General features: G+C 66.6%; 22 protein-coding genes and 5 pseudogenes. 16 read left to right on the top strand and 11 right to left on the bottom strand.

Translation table 11 applies throughout. The annotated features are described in order from the left end of the window. Window positions 1-27: 27 nt before the first annotated feature. From ACFWXC_RS12445 to ACFWXC_RS12435, 3 genes are all read left to right on the top strand, one after another. Window positions 28-156: a hypothetical protein gene (locus ACFWXC_RS12445; protein ID WP_384477231.1), complete on the top strand. Its 129-nt coding sequence runs from the start codon at window positions 28-30 to the stop codon at window positions 154-156. A gap of 148 nt (window positions 157-304) precedes the next feature. Then, window positions 305-760, top strand: coding sequence for a ricin-type beta-trefoil lectin domain protein (locus ACFWXC_RS12440; protein WP_384477228.1), 456 nt, complete (start codon window positions 305-307; stop codon window positions 758-760). 163 nt (window positions 761-923) lie between these two features. Beyond that, on the top strand, window positions 924-1,154 hold the full coding sequence (locus ACFWXC_RS12435) for a hypothetical protein (protein WP_384477224.1): 231 nt from the start codon (window positions 924-926) through the stop codon (window positions 1,152-1,154). Between the two features lie 17 nt (window positions 1,155-1,171). Here ACFWXC_RS12435 and ACFWXC_RS12430 read toward each other — a convergent pair. Beyond that, window positions 1,172-1,578, bottom strand: a pseudogene (locus tag ACFWXC_RS12430) (transposase); the annotation flags it as partial. A gap of 11 nt (window positions 1,579-1,589) precedes the next feature. On the opposite strand from ACFWXC_RS12430, the pseudogene ACFWXC_RS12425 reads away from it, so the two are divergent. Then, window positions 1,590-1,733 (top strand): annotated as a pseudogene (locus ACFWXC_RS12425) (AAA family ATPase); the annotation flags it as partial. A 53-nt stretch (window positions 1,734-1,786) separates the two neighbouring features. Here the strand turns inward: ACFWXC_RS12425 and ACFWXC_RS12420 are convergent. Further along, window positions 1,787-2,638, bottom strand: a complete 852-nt coding sequence (locus ACFWXC_RS12420) for a GNAT family N-acetyltransferase (RefSeq protein WP_384477221.1) — start codon at window positions 2,636-2,638, stop codon at window positions 1,787-1,789. Window positions 2,639-3,070: 432 nt separating this feature from the next. Here ACFWXC_RS12420 and ACFWXC_RS12415 point away from each other — a divergent pair, with 432 nt between their 5' ends. The 8 genes and pseudogenes from ACFWXC_RS12415 (at window position 3,071) to ACFWXC_RS12380 (ending at window position 8,004) form a co-directional block, all read left to right on the top strand. Then, window positions 3,071-3,736: an ArsR/SmtB family transcription factor gene (locus ACFWXC_RS12415; protein ID WP_384477218.1), complete on the top strand. Its 666-nt coding sequence runs from the start codon at window positions 3,071-3,073 to the stop codon at window positions 3,734-3,736. Continuing rightward, on the top strand, window positions 3,733-5,070 hold the full coding sequence (locus ACFWXC_RS12410) for an MFS transporter (RefSeq protein WP_384477215.1): 1,338 nt from the start codon (window positions 3,733-3,735) through the stop codon (window positions 5,068-5,070). Before ACFWXC_RS12415 ends, ACFWXC_RS12410 begins: the two co-directional genes overlap by 4 nt. A gap of 249 nt (window positions 5,071-5,319) precedes the next feature. Continuing rightward, entirely contained in the window at window positions 5,320-5,601 is a 282-nt protein-coding gene (locus ACFWXC_RS12405) for a transposase (protein WP_384477213.1), read from the top strand. Window positions 5,602-5,640: 39 nt separating this feature from the next. After that, window positions 5,641-5,814, top strand: a complete 174-nt coding sequence (locus ACFWXC_RS12400; RefSeq protein ID WP_384477210.1) for a hypothetical protein — start codon at window positions 5,641-5,643, stop codon at window positions 5,812-5,814. 67 nt (window positions 5,815-5,881) lie between these two features. Further along, a pseudogene (locus ACFWXC_RS12395) lies at window positions 5,882-5,965 on the top strand (IS5/IS1182 family transposase); the annotation flags it as partial. Between the two features lie 828 nt (window positions 5,966-6,793). Beyond that, window positions 6,794-7,201, top strand: coding sequence for a hypothetical protein (locus tag ACFWXC_RS12390; protein WP_384477207.1), 408 nt, complete (start codon window positions 6,794-6,796; stop codon window positions 7,199-7,201). 80 nt (window positions 7,202-7,281) lie between these two features. Then, a complete protein-coding gene (locus ACFWXC_RS12385) occupies window positions 7,282-7,572 on the top strand; it encodes a hypothetical protein (protein ID WP_384477204.1) in 291 nt (96 codons plus the stop codon). A 54-nt stretch (window positions 7,573-7,626) separates the two neighbouring features. Next, window positions 7,627-8,004: a VOC family protein gene (locus tag ACFWXC_RS12380; RefSeq protein WP_384477201.1), complete on the top strand. Its 378-nt coding sequence runs from the start codon at window positions 7,627-7,629 to the stop codon at window positions 8,002-8,004. A 76-nt stretch (window positions 8,005-8,080) separates the two neighbouring features. On the opposite strand, the gene ACFWXC_RS12375 is transcribed toward ACFWXC_RS12380, so the two are convergent. The 3 genes from ACFWXC_RS12375 to ACFWXC_RS12365 all read right to left on the bottom strand — a co-directional run bounded on the left by ACFWXC_RS12375 (window position 8,081) and on the right by ACFWXC_RS12365 (window position 10,659). Then, window positions 8,081-8,311, bottom strand: coding sequence for a hypothetical protein (locus tag ACFWXC_RS12375; protein ID WP_384477198.1), 231 nt, complete (start codon window positions 8,309-8,311; stop codon window positions 8,081-8,083). Window positions 8,312-8,332: 21 nt separating this feature from the next. Beyond that, window positions 8,333-9,544, bottom strand: coding sequence for a HEAT repeat domain-containing protein (locus ACFWXC_RS12370; RefSeq protein ID WP_384477196.1), 1,212 nt, complete (start codon window positions 9,542-9,544; stop codon window positions 8,333-8,335). A gap of 344 nt (window positions 9,545-9,888) precedes the next feature. Beyond that, window positions 9,889-10,659: a hypothetical protein gene (locus ACFWXC_RS12365; RefSeq protein ID WP_384477193.1), complete on the bottom strand. Its 771-nt coding sequence runs from the start codon at window positions 10,657-10,659 to the stop codon at window positions 9,889-9,891. Window positions 10,660-10,840: 181 nt separating this feature from the next. On the opposite strand from ACFWXC_RS12365, the gene ACFWXC_RS12360 reads away from it, so the two are divergent. Continuing rightward, window positions 10,841-11,320 carry an HIT family protein gene (locus tag ACFWXC_RS12360; protein ID WP_384477190.1) on the top strand — a complete coding sequence of 160 codons (480 nt, stop codon included), beginning with the start codon at window positions 10,841-10,843 and terminating at the stop codon, window positions 11,318-11,320. Between the two features lie 191 nt (window positions 11,321-11,511). Here ACFWXC_RS12360 and ACFWXC_RS12355 read toward each other — a convergent pair. The 3 genes and pseudogenes from ACFWXC_RS12355 to ACFWXC_RS12345 all read right to left on the bottom strand — a co-directional run. Then, window positions 11,512-11,791 (bottom strand): annotated as a pseudogene (locus tag ACFWXC_RS12355) (hypothetical protein); the annotation flags it as partial. Between the two features lie 931 nt (window positions 11,792-12,722). Then, on the bottom strand, window positions 12,723-13,208 hold the full coding sequence (locus ACFWXC_RS12350; RefSeq protein ID WP_384477310.1) for a GNAT family N-acetyltransferase: 486 nt from the start codon (window positions 13,206-13,208) through the stop codon (window positions 12,723-12,725). 529 nt (window positions 13,209-13,737) lie between these two features. Then, complete coding sequence (locus tag ACFWXC_RS12345; protein ID WP_384477187.1) at window positions 13,738-14,379, bottom strand: TetR/AcrR family transcriptional regulator; 642 nt, start codon at window positions 14,377-14,379, stop codon at window positions 13,738-13,740. An 85-nt stretch (window positions 14,380-14,464) separates the two neighbouring features. On the opposite strand from ACFWXC_RS12345, the gene ACFWXC_RS12340 reads away from it, so the two are divergent. Both ACFWXC_RS12340 and ACFWXC_RS12335 read left to right on the top strand, forming a co-directional pair. Further along, on the top strand, window positions 14,465-15,325 hold the full coding sequence (locus ACFWXC_RS12340; RefSeq protein WP_384477184.1) for an SDR family NAD(P)-dependent oxidoreductase: 861 nt from the start codon (window positions 14,465-14,467) through the stop codon (window positions 15,323-15,325). After that, complete coding sequence (locus ACFWXC_RS12335) at window positions 15,322-15,633, top strand: putative quinol monooxygenase (RefSeq protein ID WP_384477181.1); 312 nt, start codon at window positions 15,322-15,324, stop codon at window positions 15,631-15,633. The genes ACFWXC_RS12340 and ACFWXC_RS12335 overlap by 4 nt, the downstream gene beginning before the upstream one ends. A 21-nt stretch (window positions 15,634-15,654) precedes the next feature. On the opposite strand, the pseudogene ACFWXC_RS12330 reads toward ACFWXC_RS12335, so the two are convergent. From ACFWXC_RS12330 to ACFWXC_RS12320, 3 genes and pseudogenes are all read right to left on the bottom strand, one after another. Next, window positions 15,655-15,929, bottom strand: a pseudogene (locus tag ACFWXC_RS12330) (transposase); the annotation flags it as partial. Between the two features lie 156 nt (window positions 15,930-16,085). Next, window positions 16,086-16,598, bottom strand: a complete 513-nt coding sequence (locus tag ACFWXC_RS12325; RefSeq protein ID WP_384477178.1) for a hypothetical protein — start codon at window positions 16,596-16,598, stop codon at window positions 16,086-16,088. Between the two features lie 119 nt (window positions 16,599-16,717). Further along, window positions 16,718-17,674 (bottom strand): ankyrin repeat domain-containing protein, encoded by a 957-nt coding sequence (locus ACFWXC_RS12320; protein WP_384477175.1) that lies wholly within the window; start codon window positions 17,672-17,674, stop codon window positions 16,718-16,720. Window positions 17,675-17,928: 254 nt separating this feature from the next. Here ACFWXC_RS12320 and ACFWXC_RS12315 point away from each other — a divergent pair, with 254 nt between their 5' ends. Then, on the top strand, window positions 17,929-18,489 hold the full coding sequence (locus tag ACFWXC_RS12315; RefSeq protein ID WP_384477172.1) for a hypothetical protein: 561 nt from the start codon (window positions 17,929-17,931) through the stop codon (window positions 18,487-18,489). Window positions 18,490-18,999 lie beyond the last annotated feature (510 nt).

Genomic DNA, 18,999 nt, shown 5'->3' with positions numbered 1-18,999 from the left:
CGGCCGGCCCCCGCAGGGTGTACGTGAATGCCGGGATGGACTCCGCCGCGCGTGCTGGCACCCGAACGGCTGAACGGCCTCACCGCCACGATCAGCTCGGTCGAGGGCAGCAACGCCAAGTACGACGTGCAGGTGGACACCAAGCCCATGAGCTGAAGTCTGCCCGGTCTGCGCACCGCGTGATGGCAGCAGCAAACCGTCGGTGTAAATATTTCGGCCGTTGGCACACATTCCGACTGGCATCCCCTGTTTACTGTTCGGAGGCGCTCAACTACGCCGGAACAAGCCGAGGGGGACCGCGTTGATGAAGAAGGTTGCCGCCGTGGGTGCGGCCGTCGTGCTGGGTTGGGGACTGGGTACCGCGCCGGCGAACGCGTCGTCGGGCTACTGGCATCTGCAGAACGTGGCCACGAACGATTGCCTGGATTTCCGGGCCGACTACGGGCCCTACGCGACAGGGTGCAACGAGGGCGCGTACCAGACCTGGCTGATGAACAACGCCATCGGTCAGCTCTCCGAACTGCGGCAGAACGCGGGTGACAGGCTGTGTCTGGTCGCCCGCAACGGCCAGGCAACGATGAAGCCTTGTTCGTCCAGCGACCCGGCAGCCCTGTGGAATGTGTACGCCACCGCCGCGGGCGTCGAGCTGATCAACAACGTGACCAAGACCTGCCTTGGCGAGGGGTCGGGGACCATCGCCCACGTCACGCTCGTCAAGTGCACCGGTGGCAATTCCCAGCAGTGGAATGCCTACTCCTGACCGTTCGATGCCTCTCGATGCCTCGTGAGTGCTGGAGAGGGTCATTGCCGTCGTAGGCGCTCACGAGGCATCTGCTGTCACCGCCAAGGTTCACCGGGTTGGGTCGTACTGATGGCTCCCTGCACCAGTACAGTCAGCGCGCTGAAGGAGCAGAGGAGCTTCGGTGCGTAGAGGGGACAGCAACGCTGATGGCCACGACCCGCGGGCCGTCGCCATCAGGTGGATACAGGTCGTGCTGCTCGGAGTCGTTGTGCTGCTGGTCGGATTCCGTATCTGGGAGCGGGAGCACGGCGGTGGTTCGAGCTCGATCGTGTTCGGGCTGATGGCCGCATCGGCACTGTCCATCGGCGTGCTGGAGCACTATCGGGCAAACGCCACCGAACGACCTCGGTGACTCACTTCCCAGCCGGCTCAGGCCGCCGCTGACAGGGGTCGGCCACCCCATCGGATGCCTTTCTCGCTGCGGCCGCGGGCGCGTTCACGTCGTGCGGCGGCCAGGACGTCGCGGTGGCGGGCATTGGTGTTGCGCCGGCACAGATGGGCATGCAGGGCCCGGATCTGCACGGTGCGATTGGGGTGGTGCGAGTTGGCGATGGTGAACTGCCGCAGCGGTCCGAAGTGTGCCTCGATCGGGTTCGCCCACGAGGCGTAGGTCGGGGTGAGGCACAACTCGACCTTGTTCTTCTTCGCCATCGGCGGATGTCGGCGCCCTTGTGGGCGGACAGGTTGTCAAGGATCACGCAGATCGGGGCGCCGTCCGGGCGGGCCGCACGGATCGGCTTCAGCACGGTGAGAGTGTTGGCGACACCCTTCCTGCGACATCGGAAGCTGGACCAAGACCTTCCCAGATCCCCGGCTTTGCGCGGCCATCGTCGACCGACTCACCTTCAACGGCACGACGATCGAAACCGGCACCGACTCCCACCGCCTCGCCCACACCCACGCCGAGGCAGAACAAGCCGCCGCAACCTGACGGCCCCGATCACCCTTCGTCCCAAACAGGTCTGCCTTCCCCAACCTGCGAACTTACGATCGTGCGGGCTGGTTGGCGATGAGAAGGGTGCTGCCGGCCGGGCGGAAGCCCAGGCGGGAGTAGATCCGAGCGACGGCGTCGTCCGCATAGGCGAGGAAGACCGTACTCACCCCGTGGTCGCGAGCGTGGCTGATCAGGGCCGCCGTGACGGCCGCGGCCAAGCCCTGGCGCCGGGCGACGGGAAGGGTGCCGATGCCGCCGATCTCGGTGGTGCCGCCGGCTGGGTGGTAATGGCCGACCGCAAGTGGGGTGCCGTCCGAAGCGAGAGCAGCGATGAGCGTTTTACGCCCGGCACGGATCGTGGGGCGGACCGCTGCCACGGTGCCGTCCTCGGTCAGTTCCGCGGCTGCCACCGCCAGTTCCTCGCGACCTGCCGAGCCCACCGCGGTGCCCTCCTTGGCGAAGGCCAGGCGGGGAACAGCCAGAGCTGTGGGCAAAGCGGGATCATCGGCCGTCAGCGCACGTAGTTCCACGCCGTCCGGCAACGGCTGTGGACCAACCTGTCGGCGCGGGTCCAGAGCCATCAGCGGGCGTTCCGCCACCGGCAGGCCAACGGCCTCGATGCTCGCACGCAGCGTCGGAACCGCCTCGGCCAACCACTCGAAAGCCTCCGGCACGCCGAGTTCGCGCTGCCGAGCCCGCACCCGGGCGATGTCAACGGCGGTCACGGCCGACCTCCCAACGGTGGGCTGAGCATGGCTAGGGCCGCCGTAGTACGGCGCACCTGGTCTCCTTCGCACGAACAGCCGCAAGGAACCGAACTCCTCGGCCTCAGAGAACAGCAACGGAACGGTGGCGTAGTACTGCTCGATACGGGCATGCAGCGCGTCGCTCATGCGGCGCATCCCACCACGGGACCATGCCCCGCCGCACCCGGGATTCGCCCTCGACAACGGCCACCGAGCAAGGGCGACAAGCCACCAAGTGTCGCTGGAACTCATCGACACTTCGGTAGGCGAACATCCTCAATCGCTCTCGGAACTCGCCCCCATGCGTTGCTGCTTCACACCGACACAATCGCCGAGACGAGCAAGCTCGGCCGGCGTCTGCGCCACCGCATCCTTGAAAGCTTTGGTGTTCCAAACAGAGGCAGACTAGGGCTTCCCCGCAGCAGCGGGCGCCAGCCGGCGAAGCAGGGCTGTCCGTGCGTGTAGGACGGCGAGGTCGGCGGCGGTAACGACAGATGAGCAGCGGCACTTGGCAAGCGAGCTGAACCGCAAAGGATTCTTCGCGAAGAACTCTTTGCGAAGAACTCTTTGCGGACTACCGTGTGTCGCATGGCTGATGCGGTGGAGAGGCCGGATGGCCCGAACGTTGAAGAGGATTCGGTTGTCCTGGATGCCAAGGGGCTGCGTGCCCTGGCGCATCCGGTGCGCGTCCAGTTGGTCGGGCTGCTGCGGAAGTACGGCCCGTCGACGGCCACCCGCCTCGCGGAGCGGCTGGGAGTGAATTCCGGTACGGCCAGCTACCACCTCCGGCAGCTCGGAGCGGCAGGTTTCGTCGAGGAGGACACCGAACGCGGCAATGCGCGAGAGCGCTGGTGGCGTTCGGTGCACCGGACGACCTGGTTCAGCGATCCGGAGCTGGCCGAGCGGGAGCCCGAGGCCGCACTGGCGTACCAGCAGTCCATCGCCGCCATCTACACCCTGCGCACGCAGCAGACCCTGAACATGCTTCAGACGATGCCTCGCGCATGGCGGAACACCTTCGACATGAGCGACTGGGCCCTGCGGCTCACGCCCGAGGAAGCCGCCGCCCTGTACCGGGAGTTGGCGGAAGTCATCGCACGCTACCGGCGAGACGCGCCGGAGACGGCGGCCAGTGCCCCCGAGGGAGCCGAACGGGTCGCCGTGATCACGCAGATCCTGCCCGAACTGGACGCGCCTGCCGCGCCGTCGTTCCCTTCCGGCCCTCAGGAAGAGGAAGGAAGCCCGACGTCATGACCGACGACGCCTCGGAGGCCGGCGACATACCCGGCAAGAGGTCCTTACGGCCGCTGGGCGGGGTGCTGGCGGCCATGGCCGTGTCACTGACCGGCACGCGGATCTCCGTTGTGGCACTGCCCTGGTTCGTCCTCGTCACAACCGGCAGCGCTACCCAGACCGGACTGGTCGCCTTTTGCGAGATGACTCCCTACGTGGTGGTCAAGGCGTTCACCGGACCTGTGGTGGACCGGATCGGCCCACGGGTCGTTTCCTGGACCACCGATCTGGCCAGCGCGACCGCCGCCGCCGCGGTTCCCCTGCTCCACTCCCTGGACCTGCTCTCCTTTCCGCTCCTGCTGGCTCTGGTCGCGCTGATCGGCGCGGCCCGGGGCCCCGGCGACCTGGCCAAGGAGGTGATGGTTCCGGAGGCGGCCGAGCGCGGCCGAGTGCCGCTGGAGCGGGCCACCGGTCTGGCCGGCGTGACCGAGCGGCTCGCCTCCACCGTCGGCCTGGCGGTCGGTGGATCCCTGGTGGCGCTGCTCGGTCCCCTGACCGGACTCGCCGTCAACGCGGGCTGCTTCGCCCTCGGATCGGTGATCATCAAACTCGCGTTGCCTCGCGGCACGGGGCACGCGGTCGAGGAAGCCCCCTCGCCGGCCGGGGAGACGGGACCGGGCTACTGGCAGCGGTTCGGCGAGGGCTTCACCTTCCTGCGCGGCGAGCCGCTGCTGCTCACCGTCATCGTGACGGTCGGCATCACCAACCTGCTGGACGCGGCGTTCACCTCGGTGCTCGTACCCGTCTGGGCCAGGGAGTCCGGCAACGGGCCGACCGCGATCGGTCTGATGGGCAGCGTGATGGGGGCCGCGGCGGTCGGCGGGAGCCTGATCGCCGCGGTGGTCGCGCACCGGCTGCGGCGGCGGGTGGTGGTTCTCACCGGGTTCCTGCTCGTCGGAGCACCGAGGTTCCTGATCCTCGCCTTCGATGCGCGGCTGGGGGTGGTACTAGCCGTCTTCGCGGTCAGCGGATTCGGTGCCGGCTTCCTCAACCCAGTGCTGGGGGCCGTCCTCGTCGAGCGGGTGCCGCGCCGGATGCTGGGCCGGGTCAACGCGCTCGGTGACTCACTGGCCTGGGCCGGTATCCCTCTCGGCGGGCTGCTCGCCGGGGCGGCGGTGACCGCTGTCGGACTCGTGCCGGTACTGGTCGCCTGCGGCGCCGTGTACTTCCTCACCACGAATCTGGCGGGACTGCGGCCGGAATGGCGGGAGATGGACCGTACGCGTGGGCGGGGCGTCCTGAAGCCGCATTCCAAGGAAGACGCCTCACAAGGCAGTGCGAATGCAGCGACATGACGCTTACAGGAGGGAGGTGAACCATCTGGTTTCCTTCTCCCTCCCACCACTCCTTCTGACCTCACCCACGCTTCACGCACGCTCAGATGACTGCTGGTCGGCGGAGCCTGTGACGGATCTCCGCAAGGCTCTGACCGGCCGCTTCGAAGACCATCATGCCTTCTTGACGTCCCAGGCTCTGACTCACATCGATTACATCGACGGGCAGATCGCCGCGTTCGATCAGCGCATCGATACCGAAACTGCGCCTTGCGCCAACAGCACGATCTCCTGGCCACCATCCCCGGTGTCTCAACTCGACTCGCACAGGCCGTGATCGCCGAGACAGGCGCCAACATGACGCGGCTCTCCACCGCGGCCGCTCTGGCAAGCTGGAGGACCGTGGCACCTGGGAACAACCGGTCAACCGGCCGAAATTACTCAGACGCCACGACCCACAGCAACGTCTGGCTGAAGGTGCCCTCGGCGATGCGACCGCCGCCTCGGCACGCACCAAGGGCACCTACCTCAACGCTCACAACCGCCGTCTGATCAGACGCATGGTTCAAGAGGCGCGCACTCGTCGCCGTCATGCACAAGATCGTCATCGCCACCTGGCACATGCTCACCAACGACGCCGACTACCAGGACCTTGGCCCCAGCCACTGGCAACAGCACCCACACCAGGTCAAGCGACGGCAGCAACACCTCATCGCCGAGCCGAGTGTCCTCGGGGTCGACACCTCCGGCCTCACACCCGCCTGATCTCCCGCACTCCAGCCCTACGGCCGGGGCGATCAACCCTGCCCTCGCGCAGCCATTTTCGAGTCAGATCCTCCACGACTGCCGCCTGAAAGGCGAAGGGGTTCACCACGCCGTACTCGGCATCGCCCGCCTCCACAACCTCGGCTCCTAACGAGGTTGTGTCGTAGTCCGGTTCGCTTGTGACGCTCCTTCTCTTGTCGCCTTTGCTGGAGCGCAAGGACGGTCCAGTGAGAACGTAAGGGTTCTACTTGGCACGCAAATCAAACACGTGTCTCACTTGGGGGTATAGGCCGTGTTGACCTCCCCCACGACCTGGTGCGGCTGCAGGCCGCCTGGTACCGCATCTACGACGCGCTCGCCGTGCCCCGCCCGTCCCGTACGACGGTGCTGCGCCGGCGCCTGTAGTCCTGTCGGTACGGCTGCGCTGGCACCCGTACTGGTCGCGGGCGGCCGTGGCAGCGCCGGCCGCGCGGGCGGAGTTCCGGCGCCAGGGCAGAGCACTGGAGCGTGCCCGGTGCGACCGCGCCCGTCTGGGCGCAACATCTCGCGATATCTCTTGAGACATCTCTTGCGCGAGCTCGGACGATCTCCCCGGATCGGTGCAGGCCACCACGTGTTTTCGGGCATAGTCGGGGTGCTGACATCCCCCATCCCCTCCACGTCTACTCCCCGCGCCCTGGACCTGGTGAAGGTAGTGGGTGGACAGAGAATCGGAGAGCGGCGGGCGAGGGGAATGGGGCGGCGGGGGTCCTATTCCGCGCGGCGCTGTCCGCACCGCGCGGCCCGCCGTGGACAGCGGGTTGCTTCCTTGGTGGGCTGAAGGGTGGGCTGCACCGTTGGCTCCACCGTGGAGCCGAGGGGGTGCACCGAGGGTTGCAGCACTCCGGGGCAAACCCGGCCCGCCCTCACAGATCTTCCAGGCCGGGCAAGCCTGTCCAGCCCGACAGTGTCGGACATCTGATCGACTACGCTCCTGGCGGTGACCAGTGAGTACCCACACGCAGACCGCTTCCTCGGCGAGTTCAGGGAACTGAAGCACGGGAATCCGGAGGGACCCTCCCTGATCGCTGCCGTGCGCAGCGAAGGTGACCCGCACGAGGAGGACCTTGTGCGATACCTGCGTGCCGACAGCGTGATTGCCGCTACTGGATCAGCCGTCTACGACTTCCTCAGTCTCACCAAGGAGTTCATCGACAGCCTTCACCTTCTCACCGACGGTGAGTGGTTCTGGCACACCGACCTTGCCCACTACGTCGAGCGGTACCACGTCCCCCTCGATAACCGATTCGTCGATCACGCACGCCTTCGTGGATGGGTTCCCGCACAGCTGAGTGACGACCAGCTCGTGCAGATCGCGGACACCTTCTTCCCCGCCGACAAGGCATGAGACTCCACCCAGCGAGACCCCACCAGAGCCGCGCTTGACGGTTTTGCCGCAGCAGCGTCGTCCCATACAGTGCCGAAGGTATGACGGCACTCGCATCGTTCACCTTCGTGCGCCACATCGATGGGCTCTGCTACCACTTCGAGCGCGACGGCGAGCACTACGGTCGCCCCGCCTACCGCCGAACGGACGGGAACGTGTGGTGTGTCTGGTCACCGACCGACGGCTGGCACTGCGAGATCGCTGACGGCCTCGTGACCGCCCGTCCCCTCAGTAGCCACGCTGATGAACCCGAGCCCCCGGCCACCGTCTGGCGCAGCTTCAAGAACGACCGCTCCTACCTCTACGACCTCCGGCCCTACTCCAGTTGTTGATCGTGATCAGGCTCGTTTGAGACCGGTGCGCGATGCTGCTCTACGCTGCCCTGCATGATCGCCAAGCTGCAGTGTGTGGTGTTGGACTGTGCCGATGTCGGTGAGCTGTCCCGGTTCTACCAGTCGCTTCTCGGTGGCGTGGCGAACCAGCCGGATCCGCGGTGGTCGCTCGGCGACAGGTGGGCGACACTCCACACCGATGGCGGGTTCGTGATGGCCTTCCAGCGGGTGGAAGACCATCAGCCACCGCGGTGGCCGGATCCCCTTCGGCCCCAGCAGTTCCACCTCGACCTGGGGGTCGAGGACCTGGACCAAGCTCAGGGAGGCGTCCTCGCTCTGGGCGCCACACTGCTCGATGAGGGCGACGGAAAGCGGAGTTGGCGCATCTTCGCTGATCCGGCAGGTCACCCGTTCTGTCTCGTCCGGCACTGACAGGTCACACTGCAGGGGTGCGGCCACCTGGGCCGGCTGGCAACCCCCCTCCTAATACTCCAGCCGCACTTCGTGATCAGGTGGTCTCGGTGGTGAGTCGTCGCTGATAGTGGTTGCGTCTGGCGGCGGCCGGGTGGTGTCTGCGCCAGGTGGACCAGTGCAGCAGCGTGGTGGGGGTCCGCGTAGGCGGCACGAGCAGCATGCCGATGAGTCGGCGGATCTGGGAGAGGGTCAGGTCCATCGGGGTGCGGTTGCGGGCGGCCCGGGTTGGGTCTGCGGGGCGGGCCAGGAAGGCCAGCGTGAGCATGGCGACGCGTCGGGCGCCAGCCTATTGGCCAGCCTGGACAATCCCGGCGTAGACGCGCAGGTCAGAGTGCCTGGTCGGCACCTTCCACCGACGGAAAGCGTCCATCCCACCGGATGGCCAGCCAGCCACGTCCTGGTCGGCGACGAAGCGCACGACACGCTGCTGCACGTTGCTCAGGTCGCCGAAGGACTGCGGCGGTTCGGCGGGATCGTCCGGGAAAACCAGCCTGAACAGCGTCTCCGCCGTGTAGTACCTGTCGTCGAACGCCTCGACGCCCCTACAGTCAGCCAGGCCGACCAGCATGGCATCGACCGCCCGGAGCGTCGTGGCTTCGGATGTTTCGGCCAGGGCCATCGCCGCGAGACTCATGTAGGAGCCGCTCAGGAACGACATGGTCTCGGTCTTCTCAGGCGGCCGGGCGACGACCTGTGTCAGCACGTCGACGACGGCCGGGTCGGCGATGCCGAATCGCGTCAATGCGAAGGCGGAGGCCCAACGCAGCTCGACGATAGGACTGTCCAGGTAGCGCCGGATGAAGGGGACGGTCGCCGGTTCGCCGAGCAGGCCGAGTGCGACGACTCCCGTCGCCGCCGCGCCGGGCGAGTCTTCATCGGCGATGAATGCCTTCAAGAGCGGAATCGACGTTGCCGCGGACTCGGGGAACCACGCCAGCAAGTTCGCTGTCTTGGCCCGCAGTTCAGGGCTGTCCGAGGTCAGCAGGACGGCGAGTGCGGGAAGTGCTTCGCGGACGGCGTCATACGAACGCACCACCGCTTCGGCGTCGATGAGCACTTGCGCGCAGCTCCCCTCGCGCTGTTTGCTCTGCTCATCGTCCGCCGCTTCGTCGATCCACTGAGCCCAGTCGCCGGCTTCGCCGCGTATATCCGCCAGGGAGGCGCGGTCTTCCCGAGGGTCATAGCCGTTCGGCAGATAGTTGTTGTCCAGCCCGATCGCGATGGCGACCAGCAGACCGACGAACCGATGCCTGTTGACCAATCTCGGGTCGAGTGCCATCCGCACAAGGAACGGAACGGTGTACGCTGCAGCCTGCGATCGCGTGCCCTGGTGCACGATATGGTTCGCGAGCTGCGCACTCGGCGGGTACCGGCCATCCCAGACCCCCGCCTGCATCGCCCGGAGGTGTCCGGGGACGTCGTCGGCCATGCCGTAGGAGTGCTGCAGCTCGGCCCAGGGCACATCGTCCAGGCCGGTGAGAGGGTCGTCATCCGTCACAGCAGCAGATCCTGGCATACCAGGATTCCGTCCTGCGATTCGAGTGGTCATGCGATCACCCGCGCCCCGGGGGCGAGGAACACACGCGCGTCAGCTCGTGAATTGAGCCGACGTCGGCCCAGGTGAACGGCTGACGGAGCGATGCTCGGCCGGCACTCCTTCCAGCTCCCCAACCTGTCCGACGGCCTGCGTCCGCTGCGTGACCCAGACGCCACCGACGAGGAATGACCGGTTCCTGGCCCGCCCCGCCGGAGGGGAGAAATCTGGACCATCACCTGATCACGAAGTGCGGCTGGAGTACTAACCTGGCCGCTTCCCGCTGTGTGCTTCCTGCGCCGGCGGATTCACAAAAATCCGATCAGAGCTGTGAAACGGCCCTGCCCGCAGTCCGTGAAGGTCATGGCTGAGTGAGGATCCGGACCCGGAGAAGTTCGAACGAGGGCTGGCCCGTACATGGCCCACTTGAGCGGTTTCACCCGGTTTACGTTTCCTTCGACGACCCCGGAGCTCCAGGACAGGGTCAGGCCGGCGGTAACGGCGTCAAGGTCCTGACGGAGGAAGCCGGCGAAGCCCTTCATGGGCTTCAGTGCGTTCTGCTCGGCCCGCAGGATCCACTCCAGCAGCAGGTATCCCCGCCGGTGACGGACGAGATCGGCGAACGCCCGGGCGGGACCGCCGGCGCCGTCAAAAGCCTGAGCAGCCGGGTCCAGCCCGCGACCAGCCGCAGACGGGCACAACCGCGCGACCGGACGGCCGCCGAGCTCGATCGCGATCGACCGCAGCCAGCCTGTCAGCCCGGTGCTGGAGCAACGGTGCCGCTCGGACGGACCCGGCACCTGGTCGACGAACGTCTCGCGGGCACAACTCTTCGGGTCACAGAAGTACCGTCGAACCCGCTGTCGGACTTTGGACCCGGCGAAATCCCAACGGCGTCTCATCCAGGCCGCGTTGATACGTGCTGTGTGTGCGTCTCTCCTGTTTCCGGCAGTTCGGGCACCGTCCGGGGCGAACGGCGGACACCGCCTCAACCACAGGACGTCGGAGGAGTCGCTGACGCGCTCCACTCGCACATCGATCCCGGGGAGCAGCACGGCCTCGGCCATCTCACCCGTCATGCCGGGACTCTGCCGAAACGATCCCCCGCTCACTTCGTTGGCCTGGAGATTCACGGAACTGCGAGCAGAACCTTGAAATCGGCCGGGGCCGCTCCTTGTCTCACTTGGTTAGTCCTCGAGGCGAGTGAGGACCGTGGGGAGCGAAGAGAACGTCCTGATCACCCATGGGTAGGCTTGGTCCATGAGCGGTGAGTGGCGGACGGACCGGATCGGGGCTGCTCTACGGGGAGAGAACCCGACTGTGCTGCGGCGACTCGAGTCTGGCTTCGCGGTGATCGGCGACGTCCAGTTCCTGCCCGGGTACTCGGTTCTCCTCGCAGACGAACCGGGTGTTCAGCGGCTGTCTGACCTGCCGAGGGCCAAGCGACTGTCGTTTCTGTCCGACATGGACCAACTGGGAGAAGCCGTTGAGCGGGCCTGTCAACGGCTGGACGCCGGCTTCCGCCGAGTCAACCTGGAGATCCTCGGCAACACGGACCCGTTCCTGCATGCCCACGTCTGGCCGAGGTTCGAGTGGGAGCCGGCCGAGCTGGTGGGCAAGCCGGTGTGGCTGTATCCGCGTGACCGCTGGAGTGACGAGCGGTTCGGGCTCGGCCCCCAACACGATGTGCTGCGGGATGCGATCGGCAGCGAACTGGACCGGCTGAGTTCGATGGCCTGACGGTATGGGTCTGCCGACCATCAGGTCGGTGAGCCTAGTGATCAGTGACGGTCAGTGGACGTCAAGGAGTCCGTCGCAACGGGACGATTTCGGGGATGGCGGTGGAGACAGAGGGGCGGGCCGCTTCCGGCATTTGCATGAGCGTCCATGTCTTGCTCCCGCGTGAGCGTTCAGGCACCCCACCAGGCCGTCGGCTTGATCCCGCGTCTCCACAGTAGGCGACGGTATTTGTCGAAGTCGTAGCCCCGGTCGGCGTACAGATGCCGACGCTTGCGGCGGGGCCGTCCCCGTAGCCCCCTGATCGGTGGGATCGCGTCCAGCACGGGCAGGAGCCGTGTGAGACTCCAAGGTCCTTCCCTTACCGACCGGGGCGGCGCCCTCGCGCCACAACGCTGTGATCGGCTTGCTGAACTGACGCGGGCTCAGCCCGGTGAACCGGCCTATCCAGGACGGCTCCGACGCCGTGATCACCCCACCCGCAGCGAGACCATCTCACCCGTAACCCGTGGTTGGGGTGAAGCTCAGCGGGCGCCCGTGCCGTTCTGCGGTCGCTGCCCTCTGAACTGCCCGTCCTATGGCACTGGCACCTTGACTATCGGCGAAGGTACGGACCTGCCGGCGCGCGTCGTGAAGCCCTCCGGGCCGCTGCGGATTCGATGCGGCGCGTGTCGGGGGCGAGACGCGCCCGCCGCCGCTCTCGTGGCACGAGAACAGTGATCGCAACGGCCAGAAGGAACGCCACGGCTACAATTGCCATTCCCACGTACACCGTTGCCCCCTGTAAGCGCCGCAGGTCGTTGTCCCGGCGGCGCTGGCTCAGCTCGTCGATGACTGCTTAATCGACTGTACTCGCCTGATGATCGAACGTGAACAAGGCTTCCGGCATCCAAACCCAGGTGCCGCCTTCCGGCGCCTGGGGATGCAGCTTGCGCATACGCGAGAGTCCTTAAGGGTTGTCCCGTAACTGCTTGTCGCCTGATGCAGCCGACTGCCATGGCGGTGCTCCGTAGCACTCGCCTGCGTGCCGCCAGTGTTGTCAGTGCTCCGGGATACGGTGCGGTGTGATGGGCCGGACGGAGATCGTGAGGGACTCGCGGCCATGGGGGGTGGGTCGGACAGGCCCCGGCAGCCAGCTCGGGACTGGAGATGTTTTGCCGTGCACCACCCCCCACCTCCGCCATACAAGGGCTGTTCCGCGGGGCTGTTCGCGGGTGAGACGATCTTGGCGTGTCTGGTGTGATCACGGCGTCGGTGTCGTCCTGGACAGCCCCGCACAAATCTTGGGGAGCGGTCGCGGAGGGTTACTGCGGTTGTCCCGTCTCGGTCGACCTGGTCTCGGTCTCAGGCGATCTGGTCCGCCGGAGCTGCTAGTCCGGTCGCATTCAAACGACTGGCATGCCTCTTACGGCAGGGAGCGAGTGAGCCATACGAGTTCGCCTCCGCCATCTGCCGAGACATGGTCACGCTCGAACCCGAGCTTTTCGAGGACGCGGAACGACGGCGCATTCCAGGAACGCACCGTCGCCCAAAGCCGCTTCCGCCCAGTCGTGATCGCGGCGTCGAGGACCGCGGAGGCCGCCTCAGTCGCGTATCCCTGTCCGTGTACGCGCCGGAGCAACTCGTACGCGATCTCAGGCTCGTCGACGGAAGCCCGCCCCACGGTGAGCCCGCAATACCCGATAAAGTCACCCGCACCGCGGCGGTTGATGACCAGCAGGGCCAGCCCCGTCAGCTCCGACGCAGCGACCTGAGCCTCGATCACCCGCCGATTGTCCTCAAATGACTGCGTTCCAGCGCCCCGTTCGGCAACGAGCGCGCGATGGTCGTCGATGTCCTCCTCGGTCCACGGACGCAGCGTCAGCCGGGCGGTTTTGAGATGAAGCGGCATCGGCGAATACGGCACGGCGACACTCTATCGACGCCGCCTCGCGCCGAACCAGATCATCTGAGGCACCCCCGCTATCTGTGATTCCGGAAGCAGATCAACTGAGATTTCCGGCAACTACTGCCCCATCAAGCAACGTTCGCCCTGTGTGACGCGCCGTCCAGTTGATGATTCGGGCGGCGCGTTGCGCGCCCGTCTACTCCAGCCGCGTGACGCGTCTGCGGGTCACCTGCCCGGTCCCGAAGGCCCTTCGCTTTCCTGGAACCCGGGTCCCCGGGGGGGAAACCCGCCCTCCCAGTGTTCGTAGGGAACCCGGGCACGAAGCTCACGGTTGGTGCACCTCTTGAGCGCCGCTGGACCGCGAGCCCGGTTCTACTCTCGCCGTGGAGCGGCACGCGCCGGGCATCGCGCCGGGTGGACGCGTCGCTCGCTTGCGGTGCCGACCCGCGCCTGCGCACCAGTCCCGCGGCACGTGGACCGGGGCTGACGGCGTGCGCCGAACGGTCTGGTCAGCGCTCACGGACTCCACCGGTCAGTGCGTACTCGCGGTTCCAGGGCCGTTCGGCGCTCTGCGCGGGCGTGTGTCCTCGCCTCCGGGGTACGTGGCGGAAAGGGCCAGCGCCGCGCATGTGGTCGTGACCAGTGAGTCGATCATCCGGTCCAGGGCGGCGGTGTCGTCTGCGAGGCGCTTGAAGCCCTGAAGTGCACAGCTGATCATCTGTGCGAGGTCCGCGGCCGACACACCGATGCCGGCAGTGCTCGCCGGCTCCTGCAGCAGCTCGGTGAGCAAAGCCTCGAACGCCGCGTTACCGGCACGTACAGCGTCGAACCGTTCGTCGAAGAGGTCCCTGGCGTCCGGGTTGGCCCGGACGAGGTCGAAGCCGGGGGTCGCCCAGCTCTGACAGGCGTACCGCAACCGGGCTTTGAGATCGTCCTGGCCTGCGAGATGGCGCCTGATGGTGGCCAGCTCGGTCGCCACCATCGTGGCGATCACCGCGTCGAATATAGCCGCTTTGTCAGAGAATGCCGCGTACAGAGTCGGCCGGGAGATGCCAGCCGACTGGGCAATATCTGACATTTTCGTCCGATTGTAGCCGTAGCGCCGGAACACCTCGGCCGCGGCCTCGAGGCTCCGTGCGCGCCTCTCGCCGCCAGCTCCTGCAATCTCGTTCACAGGCACACTTTGGCAGTTTGACCCACGACATCAAAGCTCGTAGCCTTACAGTTGAACAAAAACTGTAAGAGTGAAGGTGTTGTTGATGGTCAGCAAGAAGACCTGGTTCATTACCGGGGCCGGAAGGGGCTTCGGCCTGCAGTGGGCACGGGCGGCCCTGTCCCGGGGAGACCGCGTAGCGGCGACCGCCCGCGACGCGGCGGCACTCGAGGGGCTCAGTTCCGAGTTCGGAGACGCTGTGCTGCCCCTCGCCCTGGACATCACTCACAGGGAGGACGTCTTCGCCGCGGTCCAGCAGGCGCACGCACACTTCGGCCGGCTCGACATCGTCCTCAGTAACGCCGGATCCGGTCTGATGGGGGCGGTCGAGGAAGTCGACATGGACATGGTTCGCGCCGCCTTCGACGTGAACGTCTTCGGCACGCTCTCGGTCGTCCAGGCAGCGCTGCCCCTGCTGCGCACACAGGGAAGCGGCCACATCATCGGCGTCTCGAGCGTTGCCGGGGTCGTGGCCGTGCCCACGGCCGGGATCTATGAAGGAACGAAGTTCGCCGTCGAAGGAATTTTCGAGGCGCTGGCGGCGGAGGTCGCCGACTTCGGCATCCACGTGACCCTGCTGGAGCCGGGCGCCTATGCCACTGACTTCTTCAGTGCAGGTTCGCTGACGACAGCCCCCGCCCTCCCGGAGTACGACCCGCTGCGCGAGCGGCTCGACTCCATGACCATGGAGAGCCTGGGAGACCCCGCCGCCACCGCGCCGGTCCTCCTGAAGGTCGTCGATGCCGAGAAGCCGCCGCTGCGGATCATCCTCGGTGACCTCCTTCCCCTCGTCCGGGAAACCTACGACCAGCGGATCAAGACCTGGGAGGAATGGCAGGACGAGTCCCTGGCCGCATTGGGGCGGGACGCGAAGCAGCTCACACCGCAATCCGGGGAGAAGGCATGATCATCGTTGCCGGCAGTGCCGTCTTTGACGTCGACGCCCTCGACGAAGTGCGGGCGGCGATCCGGGAGATCGAGGAGATCACCCGTGCCGAGGACGGCTGTCTCTACTACGCGATGGCCGTTGACGATCCGGACAAGGGCGAGGTGACCGTGCTGGAACAGTGGCGCGACAGCGCGTCACTCGACGCGCATTTGCGCACGGAGTCCCTCAAGCAGTTCCAGGCGCGCGTCATCGGTCATGCCCGTGACTTCTCGATCAAGCGCTACGAGGTGGGCACAGGGCAGGACGTCGGGATTCCCGAGGACTGACTGATCACCCTCCATGTCACCGAATGCCAGGCGGGGCGCGTCGTATCCGGCATCCGCAAGGACGAGGATGTCCGGATCGGCCGCCTGCCACTGCCCTGCCGTGATCAGTGGCTCCAGCAGATCGCGCAGCTGCTGGGCGGCGGCGGTGACGGAGTCGTCCCGGGGGCCAGGCGCAGTGCGTCCAGGGGCTCGGTCCACGAGCTGCGGCCCGGCTTGAACGTGCAGATGATCGAGTAGGGCCAGCCAGGGACGGAGATGTGCTGGTCATTGCCCCGGTCGTAGGTGTGGCACAGGATCGACGCAGCACACTCATTCTCACGGCCTTCGTGCTGGACGTGTGCCTTCCTTGGTCGGAGCACATGTTCAGACGAAGGACGCTTCTGTGTACGGCTGTTGCCAGACCGAATGATCAAGTTCGAGGCGCCATTCGACGTCGGATGTCAAAGATCAAGCTAGTCCCGGATCCCCAGGTCCTCCCGCATCAATGTCCGCATCGCCACCAGCCGGGGCTCCGCCTGCCTGACCTCGACGAGCAGGCGCTCGACGCTCTCCCCGTCACGCGCGAGGCCGCGGTCGATGCGCTTGGCCGCCGCGTCCACCTCCGCGAGGACCTTGTTGAGTTCCCGTGACGCCTCCATGATCCGCAGCGGGACGATCATCTGGGCTGCCGCGTAGCGGTCGCGATACTCCCTGCGGGAATCCTCGAGACGGGTACGGTCCTCCTCGTTGTAGACGCCGTCGCGAATGCGGTGCAGGGCGTCCTTGAGGAGCGTGTGGAACTGCTCGGAGGCGCGGTTCATGGCCGTGTACGCCTCTCGGCGCTCCTCGAACGACCTCCTACGGCCGGCGAGTTCCGCCTCGGTGGCGCGTTCGCGGGCGTTGAAGCGCTGCGGGAGCACCGCGCCGAGGAGAGCTCCGCCGAGGCCGGCCGCCGCGGTGATCGCACTCGCTATCGCGTCTGACATGCGCGGACCCTATCGTGATCCGCACGCCTCGCTGCCCGTCGGTATCCCTCAAACGCTGCGAGAATCACTGGGCCTCGCACAACACCCACGGACAGCACAGCGGCATTGGTCGGCTTGAGTCAGTGACTCCAGTAGTCGCGGCGGGGCAGTTCGACCCACACATCGGGAGGTCCGACCACGGCACGCCTGTCGGCCAGACGCAGTCCCGCAAAGGCGCAGGAGTAGGCCACGGCGCTGTGCTGATAGAGGTACGAAGCCAGCACTTCCTCGGAGGTGTCGTCCTCGTACGGCCCCCCGCCCGGGTGCAGGTCCCAGCCCTCGACAGTTCCGTCACGGGCGATGCTGCCTTGGTTGCCGCTCTTGGGATTGGCGTACAGGCCGTAGCAGACCGTGCCGGCAGACAACCGGGTCAGCACGCCCGGCATCTTCGGCGCGTATCCCCAGGGCTGTGTGACGACGCAGCCGCCTGGCACGGACGACACGCCTATGATCTGCAAGGTCTCGTCCATGTCGTACTCGTACGGAGCTTCTAGCAGCTCATCGATGACTTCGTCCTCCACCGGCGCCGCCTCCAGACGGCGCACCGCCTCGGCCGCATCGATGCCGGCCACGCAGGCCAGCCCCGTACCGTCGTAGTGGAATGTGCCCAGAGCCGTGCGGAGCCGATGGGCCTCTTCCGCTGCCGCACGCTCCGTGCCGGTCAGGCGTACCCCCTCCGGTACCGGGAACAGGCCCGGCGTCGGTCCAGCCAGGCTCAGCCGCCCCGGTGGCCAGCCGCCGATCGACAGCCGCCAAGGATCGGCCCCGGCAAGGACGAGGGCTCGTGCGTGTTCCGGTTTCCTCGACACGACGGCCTCCCAAAGCGCCGTGACCCCGTTCTCCAGCGCGTCCACATCGGCAACCAGACCAGCCAACTCCGCGACGACCTCCGAGGACCCGAACACCGCTGCGCGATGCAGCGGTCGGCCCCCGCTCCACTTCTCCGGATCGGCGCCTTCGTCCAGACGCCGGCGAATGTCGTCTGCATCGGTCCAGTCCCAACCCATGCCAGCCCAGCCGTCACTCTCCGCTGCCACCGATCCCCCTCCCACATGGCGCATGCCTTCGCGCTACACACTCGCATACGGGTCCGACACCGGGACTGTCCTCTCTCATCGAGACTCGCTGAACAAAGGTCTCTGAGCTGGGAGTTGTCATCTGAGAGTTAGACGGTTCCGTCGAGGGGCAGTTCGCTGAGCTGGACTTGGCAGTATCCGGGAGTGCGCGAGATCGGGGTCTGTGGTGGTCTCGATGTGGCCGCGCAGGGGAAAGCAGCTGAGAAACTGTGCTCATGATGGACAAGGCAGGTGGGGTTCAAGGTCAATCGGTTTACCCGGGAAAGTACTCACGCGTGGAGCGCGAGAGACGGTTCCTGCTGGCCGAACCCCCGACGTCGTCGACGACAACGCTCGCCCGTCTGATCACCGATCGGTATCTGGTGGGAACACGTCTGCGCCTGCGACGTGCGGACTTCTCAGACGGCCACTGTGAACGCAAACTCACTCAGAAAGTGCCGGTCTCTCGTCCCGGTGGTGTTCAGGGCCTGATCACCAACACCTACTTGTCCCCGACGGAGTACGACCTGCTCGCGTCGCTGCCGGCCGCGGTGCTGTCCAAGACGCGTTTCAGCGTGCCTCCGTTGGGCGTCGACGTCTTCGACGGTCCCCTGCAGGGTCTGGTCCTGGCTGAGGCTGAATTCACCACCGACGAGGAGGCCAAGTCCTTCGTTCCTCCTTCGGAGTGCGTGGCAGAGGTGACGGACGATGTCCGCTTCACCGGGGGACGGCTTGTCGAGACCACTCGCCAAGAGCTGCTCGGGTGGCTGGCCGAGTACGGGCTCCGTCCGCACTGACATCAAGGACGGCGCTCTTTCCGCCCGCCACAGGCCCCGACGACACGAGCAGCAACAGCAGCCCAGCGGTGCCAACTACAAGTCCTCGGAGCCCTTCACCCGGCAGGACCAAGGTCACGGAGCCGCCTCTCAATCTCCGTCAGACTTGATCCCGAGCCTGCGCGCGGCTTCCTGACAGAAGTACTGGTCAGCAGGCCAGTGCCCTGAGGTGAGCAAGGTCGTGACCTTGACGGTCCCGAGGTTGATTGCGAGTCCAGACCGAGACGGGGAGGGGCGAGGGGGGTCTCCCTAGGGGTCCCCCGCCGAGCGGTGATACCGGCTATGGCCAAGCAAGATGGACAGGATCCGGACCGGCAGGCGGTCGGCGTCGGCAAGCCGGTTGGGAAGAGAGCCGATCGTTTCACCGTGCGTGAGCGGCGGCCTGACAGGAGGCGCCCGCAGGCCCGTACTCACCCTGCCATCCTCACCGAAGCCGGTGACGGTGACGGTGACCGCTCGCCGAGACGGCGC

It is taken from the genome of Streptomyces sp. NPDC058683, from assembly GCF_042716195.1.
Lineage (GTDB): Bacteria > Actinomycetota > Actinomycetes > Streptomycetales > Streptomycetaceae > Streptomyces.
The sequence above is the reverse complement of the archived record's forward strand: the minus strand, read 5'-3'. Positions and strand labels throughout refer to the sequence as shown.

Bases quoted from the DNA above. Each gene is read 5' to 3' on its own strand.
- ACFWXC_RS12340 (WP_384477184.1), top strand. From the start codon at position 14,465: ATGGTCAGCAAGAAGACCTGGTTCATTACCGGGGCCGGAAGGGGCTTC.
- ACFWXC_RS12360 (WP_384477190.1), top strand. From the start codon at position 10,841: ATGAGCGGTGAGTGGCGGACGGACCGGATCGGGGCTGCTCTACGGGGA.
- ACFWXC_RS12315 (WP_384477172.1), top strand. From the start codon at position 17,929: ATGATGGACAAGGCAGGTGGGGTTCAAGGTCAATCGGTTTACCCGGGA.
- ACFWXC_RS12385 (WP_384477204.1), top strand. From the start codon at position 7,282: ATGACGGCACTCGCATCGTTCACCTTCGTGCGCCACATCGATGGGCTC.
- ACFWXC_RS12380 (WP_384477201.1), top strand. From the start codon at position 7,627: ATGATCGCCAAGCTGCAGTGTGTGGTGTTGGACTGTGCCGATGTCGGT.
- ACFWXC_RS12400 (WP_384477210.1), top strand. From the start codon at position 5,641: ATGCACAAGATCGTCATCGCCACCTGGCACATGCTCACCAACGACGCC.
- ACFWXC_RS12420 (WP_384477221.1), bottom strand. From the start codon at position 2,638: ATGCGCCGCATGAGCGACGCGCTGCATGCCCGTATCGAGCAGTACTAC.
- ACFWXC_RS12445 (WP_384477231.1), top strand. From the start codon at position 28: ATGCCGGGATGGACTCCGCCGCGCGTGCTGGCACCCGAACGGCTGAAC.
- ACFWXC_RS12375 (WP_384477198.1), bottom strand. From the start codon at position 8,311: ATGCTCACGCTGGCCTTCCTGGCCCGCCCCGCAGACCCAACCCGGGCC.
- ACFWXC_RS12335 (WP_384477181.1), top strand. From the start codon at position 15,322: ATGATCATCGTTGCCGGCAGTGCCGTCTTTGACGTCGACGCCCTCGAC.
- ACFWXC_RS12410 (WP_384477215.1), top strand. From the start codon at position 3,733: ATGACCGACGACGCCTCGGAGGCCGGCGACATACCCGGCAAGAGGTCC.
- ACFWXC_RS12440 (WP_384477228.1), top strand. From the start codon at position 305: ATGAAGAAGGTTGCCGCCGTGGGTGCGGCCGTCGTGCTGGGTTGGGGA.
- ACFWXC_RS12325 (WP_384477178.1), bottom strand. From the start codon at position 16,598: ATGTCAGACGCGATAGCGAGTGCGATCACCGCGGCGGCCGGCCTCGGC.
- ACFWXC_RS12365 (WP_384477193.1), bottom strand. From the start codon at position 10,659: ATGACGGGTGAGATGGCCGAGGCCGTGCTGCTCCCCGGGATCGATGTG.
- ACFWXC_RS12350 (WP_384477310.1), bottom strand. From the start codon at position 13,208: ATGCCGCTTCATCTCAAAACCGCCCGGCTGACGCTGCGTCCGTGGACC.
- ACFWXC_RS12415 (WP_384477218.1), top strand. From the start codon at position 3,071: ATGGCTGATGCGGTGGAGAGGCCGGATGGCCCGAACGTTGAAGAGGAT.